General features: G+C 65.8%; 17 protein-coding genes and 1 pseudogene. 12 read left to right on the top strand and 6 right to left on the bottom strand.

Annotated features, from left to right (window positions below):
* Positions 1-107: 107 nt before the first annotated feature.
* Positions 108-1,340, top strand: a complete 1,233-nt coding sequence (locus tag C7411_RS10020) for a Bcr/CflA family multidrug efflux MFS transporter (RefSeq protein WP_110384200.1) — start codon at positions 108-110, stop codon at positions 1,338-1,340.
* 72 nt (positions 1,341-1,412) lie between these two features.
* Here C7411_RS10020 and C7411_RS10015 read toward each other — a convergent pair whose 3' ends face one another.
* From C7411_RS10015 to zwf, 3 genes are all read right to left on the bottom strand, one after another.
* The gene (locus C7411_RS10015; protein WP_110384199.1) at positions 1,413-3,329 is read right to left on the bottom strand and encodes a bifunctional transcriptional regulator/glucokinase; all 1,917 of its coding nucleotides are present in this window, start codon (positions 3,327-3,329) and stop codon (positions 1,413-1,415) included.
* Complete coding sequence (pgl, locus tag C7411_RS10010; protein WP_042260868.1) at positions 3,310-4,011, bottom strand: 6-phosphogluconolactonase; 702 nt, start codon at positions 4,009-4,011, stop codon at positions 3,310-3,312. The genes C7411_RS10015 and pgl overlap by 20 nt, the downstream gene beginning before the upstream one ends.
* Positions 4,012-4,104: 93 nt before the next feature.
* Positions 4,105-5,574 carry a glucose-6-phosphate dehydrogenase gene (gene zwf, locus C7411_RS10005; RefSeq protein ID WP_110384198.1) on the bottom strand — a complete coding sequence of 490 codons (1,470 nt, stop codon included), beginning with the start codon at positions 5,572-5,574 and terminating at the stop codon, positions 4,105-4,107.
* A 576-nt stretch (positions 5,575-6,150) separates the two neighbouring features.
* On the opposite strand from zwf, the gene C7411_RS10000 reads away from it, so the two are divergent.
* The 4 genes from C7411_RS10000 (at position 6,151) to C7411_RS09985 (ending at position 10,461) form a co-directional block, all read left to right on the top strand.
* Positions 6,151-7,398 carry an ABC transporter substrate-binding protein gene (locus C7411_RS10000; RefSeq protein WP_110384197.1) on the top strand — a complete coding sequence of 416 codons (1,248 nt, stop codon included), beginning with the start codon at positions 6,151-6,153 and terminating at the stop codon, positions 7,396-7,398.
* A gap of 123 nt (positions 7,399-7,521) precedes the next feature.
* Positions 7,522-8,463, top strand: coding sequence for a carbohydrate ABC transporter permease (locus tag C7411_RS09995; protein ID WP_110384196.1), 942 nt, complete (start codon positions 7,522-7,524; stop codon positions 8,461-8,463).
* Positions 8,453-9,310 (top strand): carbohydrate ABC transporter permease, encoded by an 858-nt coding sequence (locus tag C7411_RS09990; protein WP_176732845.1) that lies wholly within the window; start codon positions 8,453-8,455, stop codon positions 9,308-9,310. Before C7411_RS09995 ends, C7411_RS09990 begins: the two co-directional genes overlap by 11 nt.
* Before the next feature lie 32 nt (positions 9,311-9,342).
* Positions 9,343-10,461: an ABC transporter ATP-binding protein gene (locus C7411_RS09985; RefSeq protein WP_110384195.1), complete on the top strand. Its 1,119-nt coding sequence runs from the start codon at positions 9,343-9,345 to the stop codon at positions 10,459-10,461.
* A 99-nt stretch (positions 10,462-10,560) separates the two neighbouring features.
* On the opposite strand, the gene C7411_RS09980 is transcribed toward C7411_RS09985, so the two are convergent.
* The gene (locus tag C7411_RS09980) at positions 10,561-11,337 is read right to left on the bottom strand and encodes a Smr/MutS family protein (protein ID WP_110384194.1); all 777 of its coding nucleotides are present in this window, start codon (positions 11,335-11,337) and stop codon (positions 10,561-10,563) included.
* 36 nt (positions 11,338-11,373) lie between these two features.
* Complete coding sequence (gene trxB, locus C7411_RS09975) at positions 11,374-12,369, bottom strand: thioredoxin-disulfide reductase (RefSeq protein WP_110384193.1); 996 nt, start codon at positions 12,367-12,369, stop codon at positions 11,374-11,376.
* Positions 12,370-12,740: 371 nt separating this feature from the next.
* On the opposite strand from trxB, the gene C7411_RS09970 reads away from it, so the two are divergent.
* Together C7411_RS09970 and lolA are read left to right on the top strand one after the other, a co-directional pair.
* Complete coding sequence (locus tag C7411_RS09970; RefSeq protein ID WP_110384192.1) at positions 12,741-15,062, top strand: DNA translocase FtsK; 2,322 nt, start codon at positions 12,741-12,743, stop codon at positions 15,060-15,062.
* A gap of 99 nt (positions 15,063-15,161) precedes the next feature.
* Positions 15,162-15,869, top strand: a complete 708-nt coding sequence (gene lolA, locus C7411_RS09965; protein WP_110384191.1) for an outer membrane lipoprotein chaperone LolA — start codon at positions 15,162-15,164, stop codon at positions 15,867-15,869.
* A gap of 80 nt (positions 15,870-15,949) precedes the next feature.
* On the opposite strand, the gene C7411_RS09960 is transcribed toward lolA, so the two are convergent.
* Positions 15,950-17,020 carry an MBL fold metallo-hydrolase gene (locus C7411_RS09960; RefSeq protein ID WP_110384190.1) on the bottom strand — a complete coding sequence of 357 codons (1,071 nt, stop codon included), beginning with the start codon at positions 17,018-17,020 and terminating at the stop codon, positions 15,950-15,952.
* 190 nt (positions 17,021-17,210) lie between these two features.
* On the opposite strand from C7411_RS09960, the gene C7411_RS09955 reads away from it, so the two are divergent.
* The 5 genes and pseudogenes from C7411_RS09955 to C7411_RS09935 all read left to right on the top strand — a co-directional run.
* Positions 17,211-17,654 (top strand): MerR family transcriptional regulator, encoded by a 444-nt coding sequence (locus C7411_RS09955; protein ID WP_110384189.1) that lies wholly within the window; start codon positions 17,211-17,213, stop codon positions 17,652-17,654.
* A 25-nt stretch (positions 17,655-17,679) separates the two neighbouring features.
* On the top strand, positions 17,680-19,482 hold the full coding sequence (aceK, locus tag C7411_RS09950) for a bifunctional isocitrate dehydrogenase kinase/phosphatase (RefSeq protein ID WP_110384402.1): 1,803 nt from the start codon (positions 17,680-17,682) through the stop codon (positions 19,480-19,482).
* A gap of 73 nt (positions 19,483-19,555) precedes the next feature.
* Positions 19,556-20,752 (top strand): acetyl-CoA C-acetyltransferase, encoded by a 1,197-nt coding sequence (locus tag C7411_RS09945; protein ID WP_110384188.1) that lies wholly within the window; start codon positions 19,556-19,558, stop codon positions 20,750-20,752.
* A gap of 88 nt (positions 20,753-20,840) precedes the next feature.
* Positions 20,841-21,518, top strand: a complete 678-nt coding sequence (locus C7411_RS09940) for an SDR family oxidoreductase (protein WP_110384187.1) — start codon at positions 20,841-20,843, stop codon at positions 21,516-21,518.
* Positions 21,519-21,571: 53 nt separating this feature from the next.
* Positions 21,572-21,859 (top strand): annotated as a pseudogene (locus C7411_RS09935) (hypothetical protein); the annotation flags it as partial.

Here is a 21,859-nt window from a genome sequence, read left to right as displayed (position 1 = left end):
ACCGCGTTGCCGTTTCGTCCGCTTTCGTCCGCTCCCGCAGCGACGGATGAATCGGCCCATGACATCGAGACCGCGCGCGCCGCGCGCGCTCCGCCGCCCTACACACCATGTCCCATTCCCCGCGCCGCCGGCCCGATGGCCGGCTGATCCTGTTGCTGGGCGCACTCGCCGCCTGCGGCCCGCTCGCCACCGACATGTATCTGCCGAGCCTGCCCGCCATCGCGCAGTCGTTCGGCGTGAGCGCCGCCGCCGCGGCCTCGACGCTCACGAGCTTCATGGCCGGCTTCTCGATCGGCATGCTGCTGTACGGCCCGGTTTCCGACGCGTATGGCCGCCGCCCCGTGCTGCTCGGCGGCATCGCGCTCTTCACGCTCGCCAGCATTGCCTGCTGGCTCTCGTTCTCGGTGGGCGAGCTCGTGATCGTGCGCTTTCTTCAGGCGCTCGGCGCGGGCGCGGCCTCGGTGCTGTCGCGGGCCATCGCGCGCGACGCCCACGAGCCTTCCGACGCGGCCAAAGTCCTCTCGATGGTCGCGATCGTCACGGCGATCGGGCCGCTGCTCGCGCCGCTCATCGGCGGACAGCTGCTGCTGATCGGCGGCTGGCGCGTGGTGTTCGTCGCGCTCACGCTCTTCGGCCTCGCGTGCGCCGTGGCCGCCTACCTGCGCGTGCCCGAAACCTGGCCGCCGGAAAAGCGCGAAAGCGCAGCCGTGCTGCGCTCGTTCGCGGCCTACGGACGCCTGCTGCGCGATCCGCTCGTGTGGGGGCACATGCTCTGCGGCGGCATGGCGTTCGCCGCGATGTTCACCTACATTTCGGCCACGCCGTTCGTCTATATCGAGTACTTCCACGTCTCGCCGCAGCACTATGGGTTCTTCTTCGGCGCGAACGTGTTCGGCATCATGCTCGGCAACTTTCTGAACACGCGCTTCATCGGGCGGCTCGGCACGCTTCGCATGGTGTCGATTGCGTCGGGCGTGAGCGTTGCCGCGTCGCTCTTCGTCGCGCTCATGTGCGTGACCGGCTGGGGCGGCCTGTGGTCGATCGTGTTCGGCCTCTTCTTCGTGGTGAGCGTGGTGGGACTGCTCGGCGCGAACTGCGCAACCGATCTCATGTACCGCTATCCGAAGAACGCGGGCGCGGCAGCGGCGGTGTTCGGCGCGACGCAGCTTGGCCTCGGCGCGCTCGCCAGCGCCGTGGTCGGCTGGTTCCCGGGTATCTCCCCGTTCGGCATGGGCGTGACGATCGGCGTGTGCGGCCTGCTCACGTGGGTGGGGCGCGCGCTCGTCGTGAAGTGGCACGGCACGCCGGCACCGGAGGCGGTGCAAACGGCCACGCCGTGAGCGCGACGTGGCGCGCAACGAAAATGGGACGCCGAGGCGTCCCATTTTTTTCATCGATCGAGTAAGCGGACTTCAGTCGCGCGCCGTAGGCGAAGCGCCGTGGCTCAACCAGTCCAGCACGGCCGATGCGTCGTCGTCGGCATGCTCGCGCGCCTTTTCGACGGCGTCGCCGAGATCCGCATCGGGCGAAGCACGGCGAATCGCGACGCCCACCGCGAGGATGTCGATCATCAGCAGATGCAGGATGCGCGAGATCATCGAAAGCTGCGATTCGCGCATTTCGATGTGATCGGTTTCGAGCGCAACGGTCGCGCGTCTCGCGAGCGGCGTGTTGCTCGACGTGATCGCGATTACCTTCGCGCCCGCCTGCATGGCGACGTCGAGCACACGCAGCAGTTCCGGCGCGCGGCCCGACTTCGAGACGGCCACGATCACGTCGCCCTTGCCGAGCAGTGCGGCGGAAGCGGCCTGCATGTACAGGTCGCCATAGGCGATGGTCGGGATGCCGAAGCGGAAGAACTTGTAGTGCGCGTCCTGCGCGACGATGTGCGAATTGCCGAGGCCATAGAACTCGATGCGGCGCGCGCCGTTGAGCAGCGTGATCGCATTCTCGACCTGCTCGAAGTTCAGGTGCTCGCGCAGTTGCAGGATGGCCGACACGGTGTTGTCGAGCACCTTCGCGCCGAAGTCGGTGGCGGTGTCGCCCAGGTGCACCTGGCTGTGGCTCACCGGAATCGTGCCCGTGAGGCCCGTGGCGAGCTTGAGCTTGAAGTCTGAGAGGCCCTGGCAGCCGAGCGAGCGGCAGAAGCGGATGACCGTGGGCTGGCTCACGTCGGCCTTGCGCGCGATATCGACGATCGGATCGTTGATGATCGAGCGCGGATGGTTGAGCGCGAGGTCGGCCACGCGGCGTTCGGCGGGCGTGAGCGCATCGCGCATCTGGCGAATGCGTTCGAACACGGCCGACGAGCCGCCGCCCGCGCGATTCGACAACTGCTCCGCGAGAATGGCCGACACGCCGAGGAACGCCGGATACTCCGCCGTGATCACGTAAGTGGGCACGTTCGAGAGATACGTGTCGAAACGGCCCTTCGCCTCGAAGCGCCGGCGGAACGACGAGCGCGTGAAGAGCTCGCCCAGGCGCGGCACCACGCCGCCGCCGATGTAGATGCCGCCGAGCGAGCCGAGCGTCATGGCGATGTTGCCCGCGAAGCTGCCGAGAATGCCGCAGAAGCATTCGACGGTCTCGACCGCGAGCGGCTCGCCCTCGTGGGCGCGTTTCACGACTTCGGCCGTGCCGAGGTCGGCGGGCAGCTTTTTCTTGTCGCGAGCGGCGAGCGCGCGATAGATCAGTTCGAGGCCAGGCCCCGCGCACACGCGTTCGAACGACACATGCGGCCACTTCGTGCGCGCGAACTGCAGCACGATGTCTTCGCGCTCGTCCTGCGGCGAGAAGCTCGCGTGGCCGCCTTCGCTGCCGAGCGCGATCCAGCGGTCGTCGGCGGGAATCAGGCCCGAGACGCCGAGACCCGTGCCCGGCCCGAGCAGGCCGATCACGCTGTTCTGGCGGCGCTGGCCGCCGCCAACCTGCACGCGCTGCGAGTCGGTCAGGCCGGGCAGCGCCATGGCGAGCGCGGTGAAGTCGTTGACGACCAGCAGCGTGTCGAAGCCGAGCGAGCGGCGCGTCGCTTCGATCGAGAAGGTCCAGTCGTGATTGGTCATGCGCACCTGGTCGCCGTCGACCGGATTCGCAATCGCGATGGCCGCATGATTCACGCGGCCGATCTTGTTGTCCTTCAGGTACTGCTGGATCACTTCCGCGACGCCCGGATACTGCGCGCACGGATACACGCGCACCTGGCCGATTTCGCCCGGACCCGTTTCCAGCGCGAAGCGCGCGTTGGTTCCGCCGATGTCGGCGAGCAGCCTCGGACCGTCGGCGTGCTGGCCTGCGCCAGGGGCGTTTTTATTAGGCGCACCAGTAGACATCGAGTCTCACTCCCTTGTCGTTCGCCAGCTTCGAGATGGCGTTGTTTTGTTCGGCCGCGGCGGCCTGTTGCAGCACTTCGAGCTTGCGCTGTCCCGCGATCAGCAGGAACAGCCGGTCGACCTGGCGCAGCGCCTGCATCGACCACGAGACGCGCGCATGGGGCGCTGCCTGCGGATGCACGGCCACGAACGGGCGCGCCGTGGTGATGGCTTCGTGCCATTCGGGGGCGTCGGCGAAAATCGAGGCCGTGTGGCCGTCCTCGCCCATGCCGAGCACGGCGACGTTCGGCAGCTTGCGGGCCGGGTCGGCGTTGAGCGCGGCGACATGCGCGTCGAGGTCCTGCGCCACGTCGACGAGCGGCAGGAAGCGCGCGCCGGCCGCTTCGTGCGTGAGCAGCGTCTCGCGCGCGAGACGCGCGTTGCTCGCGGAGTCGGTGTCGGGCACCCAGCGGTCGTCGACGAGCGTGACGTCGATGTGCGCCCAGTCGAAACGGTGCGTCGAGAGGGCCTCGAGGAACGGGCGGGGGCTCGTGCCGCCGGAGACGGCGAGCGTGGCCCGGCGCGCGGCAGTACCGGGCGCCGCCTGCTGAGCGGCGAGCGACGCATGTAGCGCGTCGCCCACGGCTCGCGCCAGCGCGTCGGATTGGACGCGCGGGTCGTCGAATACGTGAAGCTCGATCACTTCTCCTCCATGCTGCTTTTTTGTAGATCTACGGGGTAGTTCATCTGTCCGGTCCGGCGTCGCGCTCGCTGAGCGTACCGCCATGCAATCCCATCAATTCTCTTCTTCGAGCCAGCAGGTGCCATGCTGCGCGAGCATCGCGCTCGAAGCCGCCGGACCCCATGTGCCGGCCGCGTACGGCTTGGGCGCGCGCGGCGTTGCCGCCCACTCGTTGAGGATCGGCTCGACCCACGTCCATGCCGCCTCCTGCTCGTCGCGGCGCACGAAGAGGGCGAGGCGCCCGTTGATCACGTCGAGCAGCAGGCGCTGGTAGGCCTCCATCTGGCCTTCGCGGAAGAACTGGTCGAACGCGAGGTCCAGATGCACGCTCGCGAGATTCATGCCTTCGCCGGGCTGCTTCGCGAGGCAGTAGAGGCGGATGTTCTCGTTCGGCTGCAGACGGATCACGAGGCGGTTCGCGCCCGGGCGCAGCGCCGGCGCACCGAGCGCCGAATGCGGCACCGGACGGAAGTTCACGACGATCTCGGCCACGCGGTCGGCAAGGCGCTTGCCGGTGCGCAGGAAGAAGGGCACGCCCGCCCAGCGCCAGTTCTCGATCTCCACCTTGAGCGCGACGAAGGTTTCCGTGTGGCTCTCGGGCTTCACGCCATGCTCGGTCGCATAGCCCGGCACCGCCTGGCCGCGGATCACGCCCGCATGGTACTGCCCGCGCACGGCGACCTTGCTGATGTCGAGCGGATTGATCGGCTTGAGCGCGCGCAGCACGCGCAGCTTTTCGTCGCGCACCGAATCCGAATCCATCGAATGCGGCGGCTCCATGGCGACGATCGAAAGCAGCTGCAACAGGTGATTTTGCACCATGTCGCGCAGCGCGCCAGTGTTGTCATAAAAGTCGCCGCGCGCTTCGACGCCCAGTTCTTCGGCAATCGTGATCTGGATGCTCTCGACCCATTCGCGACGCCACAGCGGCTCGAAAAGCGCGTTGCCGAAACGCAGCGCGAGCAGGTTCTGCACCGGCTCCTTGCCGAGGTAGTGGTCGATGCGGTAGATCTGGCCTTCCGCGAAGATCTCGCCCACCGCGTCGTTGATCGCGTTGGACGACTTGAGGTCGTAGCCGAGCGGCTTTTCCAGCACGATGCGCGAGTTTTCGTTCAGGCCCACGGCGGCAAGCGCGCGGCAGATCGGCACGAACAGCGACGGGCCCGTCGCCAGATAGAACACGCGGATGCCGGGCAGCGACGCGATGCCGTCGCGCAGATGCGTGAAGTCTTCGGCGCGCGAGAGGTCGAGCTTCACGTAGACGATGCGCTCGAGGAAGCTGGCCCAGGCGTTGTCGTCGAAGCCGCCGTTCTTCTTCACGTGCGGCTTGACGTGCTCGTCGACCCACTGGATGTACGCGGCGCGATCCTCTTCGTGGCGCGCGACGCCCACGATCTTGCCGGACTCCGCGAGCATGCCTGAACGGTGCGCTTCATACAGGGCGGGGAGGATCTTGCGCATCGACAAGTCGCCGGTGGCGCCGAAGAGCACGAACGTGAAACCTGAATCGATCTGGGTTTGCATGAGTCTCAGTCAGAATCCTGGGGGGCCGCTGCAGGGTACAACGGGTGTCCGTCTGCGTGGGCGATCGGGCGGCCGTAGTCCGATAAAATTTTTTTTGACACTGAATTGTAGTTTAACTACAATCCAAATCAAGAGGTAACGTTCATTCGATGAAAAAAGCGTGGAACGCAGCCAGCAAGGCGGTTTGCGCAGTTTCGCGAGCGGACGGAATGCCCCTCATGTTAACGGAGAACAACGCGGGACTCAGCCCGGCTTGCCAGTGAGCCGCGCGCCCGGTTCCCCGGCGTGCGGAGGCTTCAAGGCTGCGTGACGCAAGCGGCGCCTCGGCCGGCCGGGTGGCCGGTGAAAATCAAAAGAGGAGACAGTCAAGTTGCATTCCGAACCACTCATCTCTTGAGCGTCCTGCGGCCGGTAACCGGCACGCGGCCCGCGCGCATCCAATGAAAAGCACGCGCGCGCGGCACTCCGGCGCCCGTCCGTCCAGTGTTTTGCCTGTTTTGCCTGTTTGACCAACCACCGCACCCTGGCGATCAGGGGCCAATCGTTTTTTGTTCAGGTGTCTGGAGGAGATAAGCAATGAAATTCCGCGCGATCATGGGCGCCCTGTGCGCAGCAGGTCTGTTGGGCGGCGTCGCCACGGCGCAAGCAGCCGAGTCCCTCGAAGTGCTGCACTGGTGGACTTCGGGCGGCGAGTCGAAGGCCGTTGGCGTGCTCAAGGACGACATGACGAAGCAGGGCTATGTGTGGAAGGACTTCGCGGTCGCCGGTGGCGCGGGTGCGGCGGCCATGACCGCACTGAAGACCCAGGTGATCTCGGGCAACGCACCGACGGCCGCCCAGATCAAGGGTCCGCTGATCCAGGAATGGGCCGACCAGGGCGTGCTGGTGAACGTCGACTCCGTCGCCGGCGACTGGAAGGCCAATCTGCCGCCGCAGATCGACAAGATCATGCACGCCGAAGGCCACTACGTTGCCGCGCCGTTCTCGGTGCACCGGGTGAACTGGGTGTGGATCAACAAGGCGGCGCTCGACAAGGTGGGCGGCAAGGTGCCGACCACGTGGCCGGAATTCTTCGCGCTGGCCGACAAGATGAAGGCCGCAGGCATCCAGCCGGTCGCCGCTGGCGGCCAGCCGTGGCAGGACCTGACGCTGTGGGAAGACGTGGTCCTCTCGCAGGGTGCGGACTTCTACAAGAAGGCGCTCGTCGACCTCGACCAGAAGACCCTCACGTCGCAGCAGATGGTCGGCGTGTTCGACACGGTGCGCAAGATCGAGTCGTACATGGATAACGGCCGCACGGGCCGCGACTGGAACCTCGCCACGGCCATGGTCATCAACGGCAAGGCCGGCATGCAGTTCATGGGCGACTGGGCCAAGGGCGAGTTCGCGAACGCGAACAAGCAGCCGGATACGGACTACGTTTGCGCAGCCGTGCCCGGCACGGCGAAGGCCTACACTTTTAACGTCGACTCGTTCGTGTTCTTCCAGCAGAAGGGCCAGAAGGAGGCAACGCCGGGCCAGCTCGCGCTCGCGAAGACGATCATGAGCCCGGGCTTCCAGGAGCAGTTCAGCCTGTACAAGGGTTCGATTCCGGTTCGTCTCGGCGTGGACATGAGCAAGTTCGACGCATGCGCGAAGAAGTCGTATGCGGATGAGCAGACCGCGATCAAGGCCGGCGGCTATGTGCCGTCGCTCGCTCACGGCATGGCTCAGCCGGACGCAACGGCCGGTGCGATCACCGACGTCGTGACGAAGTTCATGAACTCGAACCAGGATTCGAAGAGCGCGGTGGAAGCGCTCGCGAAGGCTGCGAAGACGAAGTGAGCGTAGCAGGTTAGTGCTGTAAGACGGGGGCGCCATACGTGGCGCGCCCCGGGCATGACGGTTCGCCCTCTGAACCCCATCATCGTGCGAAGGCTGTTTTCGCACCGTACCAGGAGTTGCGCAGTGACTGCTTCTCTTAGCGGCAACGGCAAGGCGGCCACGCCTGCTACCCGCCGCGCGTCGCCCATGGCGGCGCTCGCAGACCGCTGGATCCCGAAGCTGGTGCTTTCGCCCAGCATTCTGATCAGCCTCGTATTCGTCTACGGCTTCATTCTCATTACCGGCTATCTGTCGCTCTCGACCTCGCGGCTGATGCCGCGCTATGAATTCGCGGGTCTCGACCGCTATCGCGAGCTGTTCTCCAACGACGTCTGGTGGACGTCCGCGCAGAACCTCGGATGGTTCGGCATCCCGTTCATCGCGATCTGCGTGGGGCTCGGGCTGCTCCTCGCGATCCTGCTCGACCAGCAGATTCGCCAGGAAGGCGCGCTGCGCGCGGTGTTCCTCTATCCGATGGCGCTCTCGTACATCGTGACGGGCACGGCATGGCAGTGGATCTTCAATCCGGACCTCGGCATTCAGCAGGTGATGCACAGCATCGGCTGGATGAGCTTCCACATCGACTGGCTCAACGACCCGGACAAGGCCATTTTCTGTATCGTGGTCGCCGCCGTGTGGCAGTCCACGGGCTTTTGCATGGCGCTGTTCCTGGCCGGCCTGCGCGGTGTCGATAGCGAGATCTTCAAGGCGGCCCAGGTGGACGGCGCGACGCTGCCCACGATCTACCGCAAGATCGTGATTCCGAGCATGCGTCCGGTGTTCTTCTCCGTGCTGCTGATCCTGTGCCACATCACGATCAAGACGTTCGACCTCGTCGTTGCCTTGACGGCCGGTGGCCCGGGCACGTCGTCGTCGCTGCCCGCCATCTTCATGTACACGTTTTCGTTCAACCGCGGGCAGCTCGGCGTCGGCGCAGCTTCGTCGATGATGATGCTCGCCACTGTCGTGGCCGTGCTCGTGCCGCTCATGTATCTGGAATCGAGGAGCACGCGCAATGCAGCCTAAGATGAACGTGAGCCGCGTGGTCATCTATGCGGCGCTGATCCTGTTCGCGTTGTACTTCCTGTTCCCGCTCTACGTGATGCTGTCGACATCGTTCAAGTCGCTCGACCAGATTCACACGGGCACCATGCTCTCGCTGCCCACGAGCCCGACCTTCGCGCCGTGGATCAAGGCGTGGAGCGAAGCCTGTACCGGCGTGCGCTGTGACGGCATGCAGCCGTTCTTCATGAACTCGGTGAAGATGGTGATTCCGGCCGTGCTGATCTCGTCGATCATCGGCGCGTTCAACGGTTACGTGCTCACGCACTGGCGCTTTCGCGGCGCGGACGCGCTCTTCACGATGCTGCTGGTGGGCTGCTTCATCCCGTTCCAGGCCATCTTGCTGCCGATGGCGCGTCTCGAAGGCTTCCTCGGCCTGTCGAACACGATTGGCGGTCTGGTGCTGGTGCACGTCGTGTACGGCATTGCGTTCACCACGATGTTCTTCCGCAACTTCTACGTGAGCGTGCCCGCTGAACTCGTCAAGGCCGCGCGCATCGACGGCGCCGGTTTCTTCATGATCTTCACGCGCATCATGCTGCCGATCTCGCTGCCCATCTTCATGGTGTGCCTGATCTGGCAATTCACGCAGATCTGGAATGACTTCCTGTTCGGTATCGTGTTTTCGGGCGTCGATTCGATGCCGATCACGGTGGCGCTGAACAATCTCGTGAACACGTCCACGGGCGTGAAGGAATACAACGTCGACATGGCCGGCGCGATCATCGCCGCGCTGCCCACGCTGCTCGTCTACGTGATCGCCGGCCGCTACTTCGTGCGCGGCCTCACGGCGGGCGCGGTGAAGGGTTAAACCCGCATTCGATTAAAAGGATTCATAGCATCATGGCAAGCCTTTCCATTCGCGACGTCTACAAGACCTACCCGAACGGGGTTCCCGTCCTCAAGGGCGTGAACATCGATATCGAAGACGGCCAGTTCCTGATTCTGGTCGGCGGCTCGGGTTGCGGCAAGTCGACGCTGCTCAACATGATCGCGGGTCTCGAAACCGTGACCAAGGGCGAGATCGCCATCGACGGCAAGGTGGTGAACAACCTCTCGCCGAAGGATCGCGACATCGCAATGGTGTTCCAGTCGTACGCGCTTTACCCGTCGATGACGGTGCGCGAGAACATCTCGTTCGGCCTGAACATCCGCAAGGTGCCGAAGAACCAGCAGACGGAGATCGTCGGCCGCGTGTCGAAGCTGCTGCAGATCGAGCACCTGCTCGACCGCAAGCCGGGCCAGCTTTCGGGCGGCCAGCGCCAGCGCGTGGCCATGGGCCGTGCGCTCGCGCGCGACCCCGTCATGTTCCTGTTCGACGAGCCGCTCTCGAACCTCGACGCGAAGCTGCGTATCGAAATGCGCTCGGAAATCAAGCTGCTGCATCAGCGCGTGGGCACGACCATCGTCTACGTGACGCACGACCAGATCGAGGCGATGACGCTCGGCGACCGCATCGCGGTCATGAAGGACGGCATCGTGCAGCAGTTCGGCGCGCCGCAGGAGATCTACGACTCGCCGTCGAACCTCTTCGTGGCGGGCTTCATTGGCGCGCCGCCGATGAACTTCATCAACGGCAAGCTGGTGGAGCAGGGTTCGGGCATCGGTATCGAACTCGACACGGGCGTGGCGCGCAGCGTGCTGAACCTGCCGTTCGAAGCGAACAAACTGCGCGGCCAGATCGGTCAGGAAGTGGTGCTGGGCCTGCGCCCGGAGCGCATCACCGACGCGCGCAGCTCGCACGACGGCCACGGCCACGAACTGCAGCGCCACTCGGTGAAGGTCGACGTGATCGAGCCGACCGGTCCGGACACGCTCGTGTTCGCGCAGGTGAACGGCAAGCGCATCGTGAGCCGCGTGCACCCGGGTGCGAACCCGCAGCCGCTCAACAACATGGAACTGCTGTTCGACGTTTCGAAGGCCGTGTTGTTCGACCCGAAGACGGAAGAGCGCCTCGCCTGATCGTCGCGCGCCGGTTTGCCCGGCGCAATGAAAAATCCCGTTTTGCTGCGCAAGCAGCAACGGGGTTTTTTCATATCGACACGCCGATGCGCGGTTCGGTCAGGGCGAGTGTGAATGATGCTGTCCGTGCCCGACCGGGTGCGGCTGCAACAGCACGAGCACAGCGCCCGCGCCGCCGTCGTGCGGCCGCGCCTGGCAGAACGCGATGACTTCTTCCTTCTGCACGAGCCACGCGCGCACCTTGCCCTTGAGCACCGGTTCCTTGCCGACGGAGCCGAGACCCTTGCCGTGGATCACGCGCACGCAGCGCAGCCCGCGCTTGCCCGCTTCACGGATGAAGTTCTGCAGCGCCTCGCGCGCTTCCTCGCGGCGCATGCCATGCAGGTCGAGCTGTGCCTGCACGATCCACGTGCCGCGCCGCAGCTTCTTGACGACCTCCTCGCTCACGCCGGGGCGGTGGTAGTAGAGCGAGTCGTCGGTGTCGAGAAAGGCTTCCGGGTCGAATTCGTCGGAGATCGCTTCGTGCAGCACGGCCTGCTCGTCGAGCTGCGTTTGCAGCGGCAGCGGCACCGGTGCCGCGCGGCGCGGCTGCGCGCGCGCAGGCTGCCTGAGCGGCGCGACCTGGCCGATCTCGCGGCGAAACAGGTCGCTGTCGGCGGCGGCTTCGACGCGCGCCGCCTGCGCGGCCGCGCGTTCGCGCTCGCGCTGGCGGGTTTGCACCTTGAGCGCGTCGCGCAGGCTGCCGAGGCCGGCGAAGCCAGAAGCCGTCTTGCCGGCAGCGGCTTCGTCCGCTGCCGGAACAGGCGTGGGCGCCGGAGCAGGGCGAGCCGTGGCGGGGCGCCTGGGCTCGCCCGGGTGGGGCACGTTCTTGGGCATGGCGAAGGACGCTGGGTGAATCTGCGCTCGTCCGGCTTAGCGGTCGGCTTCGGCGCTCATCACGTGCGCCTGGCCCAGCTCGTTGACGGTTTCGAGGTAGCGCTGCGCGTCGAGCGCGGCCATGCAGCCCGTACCGGCGCTCGTGATCGCCTGGCGATAGACGTGATCCTGCACGTCGCCGGCCGCGAACACACCCGGCACGCTCGTGCCGGTGGCGTTGCCGCTCAGGCCGCCGTTCGTGATGATGTAGCCGTTCTTCATCTCGAGCTGGCCTTCGAAGATGTCCGTGTTCGGCTTGTGGCCGATCGCGACGAACAGACCCTGCAAGTCGAGCTCGGTGGTCTCGCCCGTCTTCACGTTCTTGATGCGCAGGCCGTTCACGCCGCCTTCGTTGCCCTTCACTTCGTCGAGCACGTGATCCCACTTGATCTCGACGACGCCTTCCTTTTCCTTTTCCAGCAGGCGGTCGATCAGGATCGGCTCGGCGCGGAACTTGTCGCGGCGGTGAATGACCGTGACCTTCTTCGCGATGCCCGAGAGGTAGAGCGCTTCTTCGACGGCAGTGTTGCCGCCGCCGACCACGGCGACATGCTGGTTGCGGTAGAAGAAGCCGTCGCAGGTCGCGCAGGCCGACACGCCGCGGCCCATGTACAGCTCTTCGCTCGGCAGGCCGAGGTATTGCGCCGACGCGCCGGTCGCGATGATGAGCGAGTCGCAGGTGTACTCGCCCGAGTCGCCGATCAGGCGGATGGGCTTTTCGTTCAGCCTGGCCGTATGGATGTGATCGAACACGATTTCCGTGTTGAAGCGTTCGGCGTGCTCGAGGAAACGCTGCATCAGTTCGGGGCCTTGCACGCCGTTCGGGTCTGCGGGCCAGTTTTCGACGTCGGTCGTCGTCATGAGCTGGCCGCCCTGGGCGAGGCCCGTGACGAGCAGCGGCGCAAGGTTCGCGCGCGCCGCATAGACGGCAGCCGTGTATCCGGCGGGGCCGGAACCGAGAATCAGGACTTTCGCGTGTTTGGTTGCAGACATGATCGAATTCCGTAGAAAGACGCTGCGTGGCGCGTAAGGCAGGGCGCCCGGCAAGGGCCGCCCTGCGTTGCGGCGGGGCTCACGCATGAAGTTGGGCATCAGCCCGCAATTATAAAGGCGGGGGGAGTTCGCCGCGCGATGAAGCTTCCTCATCGGCGCGATAGCCTGGGCTTGCGGCCGGATGTCGCCCTGCGGCGCTTGCGCAGCGTTGTCAGTTACCGTCATTTACAGCGAGGGGGCGCCGGGGCAGAAACAACGCGTTTACAATAGGCCGGATCGGACGACGGCGGCCGCGCCCGTCTGCCCGGGGTTTTCGGGCATACGGCAGGACTGGCGGACCGCAAACGCATCAAGAATCAGCCCAGGATTCAATGGCCAAAGCTCCCTATTCCGCGCAGGCGCAGGCATTGCCTCACCGCATGTCGCGCCTTTTCACCGAAATTCGCTGGATCCTGCAGGTCGCGCTAGGCGTGTTCCTGCTGATGGCGCTCATCAGCTATAGCCGCCACGACCCGAGCTGGACGCACGCGGCCCAGGTCGACCACATCTCGAACTGGGCGGGGCGCGTCGGCGCGCGCGTCTCGGACATCCTGCTGCTGCTGTTCGGCCTTTCCGCCTACTGGTGGATCGTGCTGCTCGCGCGCCTCATCTCGGCGAACTACCAGCGCATCACGCGCCAGGAAGCGATTGCCGAAGATGACGACGACAAACCGCGCGACATCAGCTGGGTTGCCGAAGCCTTGTCGTTCGTGCTCGTCATGCTGTCGAGCTGCGGCATCGAAGCGCTGCGCATGTGGTCGCTCAAGGTGCAGCTGCCCCAGGCGCCCGGCGGCGTGGTGGGCGGCGCGGTTGCGCGCGGCGTTTCGCACGCGCTCGGCTTCACGGGCGGCACGCTCGCGCTCCTGCTCGCGCTCGCCATCGGTCTTTCGCTTTATTTCCGCTTTTCGTGGCTCTCGGTCGCCGAACGGGTCGGCGAATCCATCATCAACGCCGTGACCATGGCGAGGCTGCGCCGCGAGGCGGGCCGCGACCGCAAGCTCGGCGAAGCGGCGGCCGTGAAGCGCGAGGGCAAGGTCGAGCGCGGCCGCGTGAAGATCGAGGAACACGAGCCGGTCACGATCGTGCCGCCGGTGGTCACGCCGCAGCGCTCCGAGCGCGTGGAGAAAGAGCGCCAGGTGCCGCTCTTCAAGGACCTGCCGGGCGACTCCACGCTGCCGGCGATCTCGCTGCTCGACCCGGCGGCGGCCACCCAGGAAACCATCTCCGACGACACGCTCGAATTCACCTCGCGCCTGATCGAGAAGAAGCTCAAGGACTTCGGCGTGGACGTGGCCGTGGTGGCCGCGTACCCGGGCCCGGTCGTCACGCGTTACGAGATCGAACCGGCCACGGGCGTGAAGGGCAGCCAGATCGTGAACCTCGCGAAGGATCTTGCGCGTTCGCTCTCGCTCGTCTCGATCCGCGTGGTGGAAACGATTCCGGGCAAGAATTTCATGGCGCTCGAGCTGCCGAACCAGCGCCGCCAGACCGTGCGTCTTTCGGAAATCCTCGGCTCGGCGGTTTATGCCGACGCGCCTTCGGCGCTCACCATGGGCCTTGGCAAGGACATCGGCGGCAAGCCGGTTTGCGCCGATCTCGCGAAGATGCCCCACCTGCTCGTGGCCGGCACGACCGGCTCGGGCAAGTCGGTGGGGATCAACGCGATGATCCTGTCGCTGCTCTACAAGGCGAGCGCCGAGCAGGTCCGCATGATCCTGATCGACCCGAAGATGCTCGAAATGAGCGTCTACGAAGGCATTCCGCATCTGCTCTGCCCGGTCGTGACCGACATGCGCCAGGCCGGCAACGCGCTGAACTGGACCGTGGCCGAGATGGAGCGCCGCTACAAGCTCATGAGCAAGCTGGGCGTGCGCAATCTCGCGGGCTACAACAACAAGATCGAAGAGGCAAACAAGCGCGAGGAGAAGATCCCGAACCCGTTCAGCCTCACGCCGGACGATCCGGAACCGTGTCAGAAGCTGCCGCATATCGTGGTCGTGATCGACGAACTCGCCGACCTCATGATGGTGGTCGGCAAGAAGGTCGAAGAGCTGATCGCGCGCATCGCACAGAAGGCGCGCGCTGCCGGCATCCATCTGATTCTCGCGACGCAGCGGCCTTCGGTGGACGTCATCACTGGCCTCATCAAGGCCAACGTGCCGACGCGCATCGCGTTCCAGGTCTCCTCGAAGATCGACTCGCGCACGATTCTCGACCAGATGGGCGCCGAGTCGCTGCTCGGCATGGGCGACATGCTCTACCTGCCGCCGGGCACGGGTCTGCCCGTGCGCGTGCACGGCGCGTTCGTGGCCGACGACGAGGTGCACCGCGTCGTCGAGAAGCTCAAGGAGCAGGGCGAGCCGAACTATATCGAGGGCATTCTCGAAGGCGGGGTGGGCGGCGAGGGCGACGAGGGCACGGCTGCGGGAACCAGCGGCACCGGCGACGAGTCCGATCCGCTGTACGACCAGGCCGTCGAAGTGGTCATCAAGAACCGCCGCGCGTCGATTTCGCTCGTGCAGCGGCACTTGCGCATCGGCTACAACCGCGCGGCGCGGCTGCTCGAACAGATGGAGCAGTCGGGGCTCGTTTCGGCGATGTCGTCGAGCGGCAACCGCGAGATCCTCGTGCCCAACCGCGGCGACGCCGAATAAGCCACGCTGGCCGCCGCTTCGTGCAGCGGCTGCGGCAACGGCCCGGCCACGGCTCCCGGCAACCCGGCGGCCAAAGACACACCTCTTGGAGAATGATAGATGCAGTATCCGGCTGGACTTCCGACCCGCTTTGCGCGCATCGCGCGCCGCGCCCTCTTCGTTGCGCTCGGCGCGTCGGTCCTGATGGTGTCGCAGGCATATGCGAGCGGCACCGATCAACTGAAGCAGTTCGTCTCGCAGGTGCACGCCGCGCGCGGCAGTTTCGTCCAGCGGGAACTCAAGGCGCCCTCGGGCGCGAAGAACGCCAGCGACGCCATCGCCACGGCCACGATGAACGCCAGGACGTCGAGCGGCACATTCGTGTTCGCGCGGCCCGGCAAGTTCATCTGGACGTATGAGAAGCCATATCAGCAGGTGCTGCAGTCGGACGGCGACAACCTCTACGTCTACGACAAGGACCTTAACCAGGTGACCGAGCGCAAGCTCGGCGGCGCGCTCGGCGCGAGCCCGGCGGCGATCCTGTTCGGCAGCAACGATCTCGACAAGAACTTCACGCTCTCCGACGCGGGCGTGAAGAACGGCATCGACTGGCTGGAGCTGATTCCGAAATCGAAGGACACGCAGTTCAAGAGCGTGGGCATCGGCTTTCGTGACGGCAATCTCGAAGCCATGGAACTGCACGACGTGTTCGGCAACGTGACGCTGCTCACGTTCTCCAACATCGAGAAGAACCCGTCGCTGCCGGCTTCGACCTTCAAGTTCGTGCGGCCGCAGGGCGCCGATCTGATCACGGGCGGCTCGAATTAAAGCGGTTCACTCGCGCTCCACGTAAAAACGGGCGGCTCCTTGCGGACCGCCCGTTTTTCTTGATACGGCGCCGTCGATTCTCAGGCCGTGAAGCGGATCACGCCGTCCGCGCCGGTCGCGCGCGTGAGCTTGCCCGCGAGCCAGAGCAGGTTCAGGTGCGCCAGCGCCTCGCCCATCGCGAAGGTCATCTGGTGGATGTCGAGCTCGCGCCTGAACATGATCGGCACGATGTCGGCGGCGCTTTGCGGCGCGCGTTCGCACGCTTCGATCACTTCGGCAAGACGCGCGTCATGGTGCGCGCGCAACTGCGCGATGCGCGTGCGCACGCCGCGAAACGGCTTGCCGTGCGAGGGCAGCACGAGCGTGTTCTCGGGCAAGGTTTCGTAGCGGCCGAGCGATTCGAGATAGAGGCCTAGCGGATTGCCTTCCGGCTCCATGTCGAACACGGAGACATTGGTCGAGATGCGCGGCAACACCATGTCGCCGGAGATCAGCACGCCGGTTGCGGCGCAGAACAGCGCGCAATGCTCGGGCGAGTGCCCGTAGCCCGTGATGACGCGCCAGTCGCGCCCGCCGATCGCCACCGTGTCGGCTTCGCGCAGCCGGCGGTACTGCGTGGGCAGCGCGGGTACGAGGCTGCCGTAGTAGCCGTGGCGGTTGCGCAGCTTGTCGAGCGAAGCTTCGTCGGTGAGCCCGTGACGCGCGAAATGGCGCGCGGCGCCTGCGCCGCCCGCGTTCGAGCCGTCGCCGGCCGCCATCACGCGGGCCTGCATGTATTCGCCGAGCGTGGCCCACAGGCGCACGTCCCAGCGCGCCTTGTCTCCGCCCGCGCAAATCCAGTGCGCAAGGCCGATATGGTCGGGGTGGCAATGCGTGACGAGCACGCGAAGCACCGGCAGGCCTTCCAGCTGGTTCTCGAACACGGCTTCCCAGCGGGCCTTGATGGTGTCGTTGGTGATGCCGCAGTCCACCACGGTCCAGCCTGGCTGGCCGTCGATCTCGTCGCGCAGCAGCCAGAGGTTGATGTGGTCGAGCGCGAACGGCAGCGGCATGCGCAGCCATTTCACGCCGGGCGCGACGTCGAAGGCGAGGCCGGGCTCCGGCAGGGTGTCGGCGTAGGGGTAGTCGAGCTGGTGTTCGAGGGCGTTCATCGGGGGTGTCTTCTCCTGTGCGGGTCGGCGTTGGCGCTTGAGCGTCTCGTCCGGCCCCATGCAAAGCGCGTCTTGCGCGTCGCTCCTGCCGGTTGCGTAACCGCGTACTTGACGATAACGTAAACGTCGATTCTATCGTCCCTCGCGTTGTCGTGCAGACAACAGCCGGGCCAGCCGCCTTTCGCACACCATGACGACCCAGTACACGATTACCGAACTCGCCCGGGAATTCGACGTAACGCCGCGCGCGATCCGCTTCTACGAGGACCAGGGCCTCCTCGCGCCGAGCCGCGAAGGCGCGGGCGGCCTGAAGCGCGTCTTTTCGGGGCGCGATCGCACGCGGCTGAAGCTGACGCTGCGCGGCAAGCGCCTCGGCTTCACGCTCTCGGAGATCCGCACGCTGCTCGACCTCTACGAGTCGCCGACCGACACGCTCCCGCAGCTCCAGGCGTTCCTCGACACCGTGGTGCATCACCGCGAGATACTCGAGCGCCAGCGCGCGGACCTCGACGCGACGCTCGAAGACCTTGCGCAGTACGAGGCCCAGGCGCGCGCCCTGCTCGACAGGAATGCGGCGCACGAGGGCGAGACGTACGAAAGCGGCGCTCCCGCCGCCGCTCGCGCGAAACCCTGACGCTCGCGCAACGGGCATGGCGGCCATGAAACACTTCCCGAAACTGCTTTCTTCGCAGATCGGCTTCGATGTCGCGCAGACCATGCTCGACGGCTTCAACCGTCACTACCACAACTTCTGCGACGCGGCGGCGAGGGCGCGGACGTTCTTCGAGGCAGCCGACTGGCGCGCTCTGCAGCAGCTCGCGCGCGAGCGCATCGCCTCCTATGACGATCGCGTGAAGGAGTGCGTGGCCGCGCTCGAGGACGAATACGGCGCCGAGAGCATCGACGACGAAGTCTGGCAGCAGATCAAGCTGCACTACATCGGCCTGCTCACGACGCACCGGCAGCCCGAATGCGCGGAGACGTTCTTCAACTCCGTGTGCTGCAAGATCCTGCACCGCTCCTACTTCAACAACGATTTCATCTTCGTGCGGCCCGCCATCTCGACCGAATACATCGAGAACGACGAGCCCGCCGCGAAGCCCACCTACCGCGCGTACTATCCGGGCAAGGACGGCGTCGCGGCGACGCTCGAGCGCATCGTCACGAACTTCCAGCTGGAGACGCCGTTCGAGGATCTCAGGCGCGACGTCGACTGCATCATGCAGACGATGCTCGGCACCTTCGGCGTGGTCGAGCCCAAGCCGAACTTCCAGATTCACGTGCTGTCGTCGCTGTTTTTCCGGCATAAAGGCGCGTATATCGTCGGGCGCATCATCAACGGCGATCTGCTCGCGCCGTTCGTCGTGCCGATCCGTCATGTGGAGTCGGGCAAGCTTGCACTGGACACGGTGCTGCTGCGCACGGAGCAACTGCTCGTTCTCTTCAGCTTCTCGCACTCGTATTTTCTGGTGGATATGGAAGTGCCGTCCGCCTATGTGGAGTTTCTGCGCACCATCATGCCGCGCAAGGCCAAGGGCGAAATCTACACGTCGCTCGGCTTGCAGAAGCAGGGCAAGAACCTGTTCTATCGCGACTTGCTGCATCACCTCTCGCATTCGAGCGACCGGTTCATCGTCGCGCCAGGCATACGCGGCATGGTGATGATCGTGTTCACGCTGCCTTCGTATCCGTACGTGTTCAAGGTCATCAAGGACAGCTTTCCCGCGCCGAAGGAGACCACGCGCGAGCAGGTCGAAGCGAAGTATCAGCTCGTGAAGCGCCACGACCGGCTAGGGCGCCTTGCCGACACGCTCGAATATTCGAGCGTGGCGCTGCCCATCGCGCGGCTCGACGAGGCACTCGTGCGCGAACTGGAAACGCTTGCGCCCTCGATGCTCGAGTACGAGGGAGACAACCTCGTGATCCGTCACGTCTACATCGAGCGGCGTATGGTGCCGCTCAATCTCTATCTGCAGAACGGCAGCGACGCCGAAGTCGAGCATGGCATACGCGAATACGGCAACGCGATCAAGGACCTGCTGCGCGCGAATATCTTTCCGGGCGACATGCTCTACAAGAATTTCGGCGTGACGCGCAACGGCCGCGTGGTGTTCTACGACTACGACGAGATCGAATATCTCACCGATTGCAACGTGCGCGCCGTGCCGCCGCCGCGTAATGAGGAAGACGAATTATCCGGCGAGCCGTGGTACCCCGTCGGCCCACGCGACATTTTCCCGGAAACGTACGGCACCTTCCTGCTCGGCGATCCGCGCGTGAAGCGCGCCTTTCTCGCGCATCACGCGGACTTCTTCGAGCCCGGGCTCTGGCAGGAGAGCCGCGCGAGGCTCATCGCGGGCGAAGTGCCGGACTGTTTTCCCTACGACGCATCGATTCGTTTCAGCGTGTGTTACCCCGAACGTTTTGTACGCGAAGAGGCGCCGGCCGTGCGCGTTGCCTGAGCGCGCGGCCAGGGGTTGAACGGATTCAAGCGAATTCAAACGAATTCAAACGGATTTATCAAGGAGCACAAACATGAGTGAGACGCAAAAGCAGGACGCCATCGTGATCGTTTCGGCGGCGCGCACGCCGATGGCGGGTTTTCAGGGCGATTTCGCGGCGCTCACCGCGCCGCAGCTCGGCGCGGCCGCGATCGCGGCGGCCGTCGAGCGCGCGGGGTTGAAGCCCGAACAGATCGACGAGGTCGTGATGGGCTGCGTGCTGCCCGCGGGGCAGGGCCAGGCGCCCGCGCGCCAGGCGGCGCTCGGCGCGGGGCTGCCGCTCGCAGCGGGCGCGACGACCGTCAACAAGATGTGCGGCTCGGGCATGCGCGCGGCGATGTTCGCGCACGACATGCTGCTGGCGGGCTCGGCCGGCGTGATCGTCGCGGGCGGCATGGAGAGCATGTCGAACGCGCCTTATCTGTTGCCGAAGGCGCGCGCCGGCATGCGCATGGGCCACGGCCAGGTGCTCGACCACATGTTCCTCGACGGCCTCGAAGATGCCTATGACAAGGGCCGCCTGATGGGCACGTTCGCGGAAGAATGCGCGGGCGAGTACGACTTCTCGCGCGAGCGTCAGGACGCGTTCGCGATCGAGTCGCTCAAGCGCGCGAAACGCGCCAACGAGGACGGCTCGTTCGCATGGGAGATCGCGCCGGTGAAGGTGACCTCGCGCGCAGGTGAGGCGACCATCGAGCGCGACGAGCAGCCGTTCAAGGCCAATCTCGACAAGATCCCGACGCTCAAGCCCGCGTTCAGCAAAACCGGCACGGTGACGGCAGCAAATTCGTCGTCGATTTCGGACGGCGCGGCGGCGCTCGTGATGATGCGCGAATCGACGGCGAAGCAGCTCGGCCTTACGCCGCTCGCGCGCGTGACGGGCCATTCCACCTTTGCGCAGCAGCCCGCGAAGTTCACGACGGCGCCGGTGGGCGCGATCCGGAAGCTGTTCGAAAAGACCGGCTGGAAAGCGAGCGACGTCGATCTCTACGAGATCAACGAGGCCTTTGCCGTGGTCACGATGGCCGCGATGAAGGAGCACGATCTGCCGCACGAGAAGGTCAACGTGAACGGCGGCGCGTGTGCGCTCGGTCACCCGATCGGCGCTTCGGGTGCGCGCATTCTCGTGACGCTGATCGGTGCGTTGCGAGCACGCGGCGGCAAGCGCGGCGTGGCGACGCTGTGCATCGGCGGCGGAGAAGCCACGGCGATGGGCGTCGAACTGCTGTAGGCTGGCGCCAGAACAGGCGCGCCGCTTTGCAAGGCGGACAGGCGGCGCGCCGCAGCGGTTTCAATGCACAGACAAGCAAGGTGACGAGATGAAAACAGCGTTGATCGTGGGCGCGTCGCGGGGCCTGGGTTTCGAGTTCGCGCGGCAGTATGCGAAGGCCGGCTGGCGCGTGCTGGCCACGGCGCGCGGGCCCGAAGCGCTCGAAGCCCTGCGCGCAATCGGCGCGCAACCCTTCCAGCTCGACATCGCGCGGCCGGAGGAAATCGCCGCGCTCGGCTGGAAGCTCGACGGCGAGCGGCTCGACGTGGCGCTCGTCGTCTCCGGCGTCTACGGCCCGCGCACCGAGGGCGTGGAGACCATCACGGCCGAAGACTTCGAATACGTGATGAACACCAACGTGCGCGGCCCGATGCAGCTGATCCCCATCCTGTTGCCGCTCGTCGACGACGCCCACGGCGTGCTTGGCGTGCTGTCGAGCCGTATGGGCAGCATTGCGGAGACCACGGGCACGACGGGCTGGCTCTACCGCGCGAGCAAGGCCGCGCTCAACGACGTGCTGAAGATCACCTCGCTGCAAACGCGCCGCGCCACCTGCGTCGCGCTGCATCCGGGCTGGGTGCGCACCGACATGGGCGGCGCGCACGCGGCGATCGACCCGGCGGCGAGCGTCGCCGGCATGCGCGAGGTGGTGGCCGAGGCGGCTGCCGCGCGCGACGTGTTCAACGGCCGCTTCTTCCAGTACGACGGCACCGAGCTCGACTGGTAAAGCGCCGCCTGTCTGCGCTACGCTTGCGGCCTCTCGCAACGGAGCCCTGACCCATGAACGCCGAACCCGCGCGCGTTGTCCTGCCCGCCACCCGGCCCGCCGATTGTCCCTGCGGCGGTGCCGCGCCCAGCCAGAAGGCGCCGGCGAGGGCGCCGCGCTACGCGCAATGCTGTGGCCGGTTCATCGACGGCGCAGCGATCCCCGCCACGGCGCTCGAACTGATGCGCTCGCGCTACACGGCCTACGTAGTCCGTCCTGAACAATTCGGCGCGCTTGCCATCAGCGTTACGCCAGCACGTCGGCGGTGCAGCAGTTGGACAGGGCAGCGAGAACGAAGACAC

Source organism: Paraburkholderia silvatlantica (assembly GCF_003096715.1).
GTDB lineage: Bacteria > Pseudomonadota > Gammaproteobacteria > Burkholderiales > Burkholderiaceae > Paraburkholderia > Paraburkholderia silvatlantica.
This window is presented reverse-complemented; position numbering and strand designations above follow the sequence as displayed.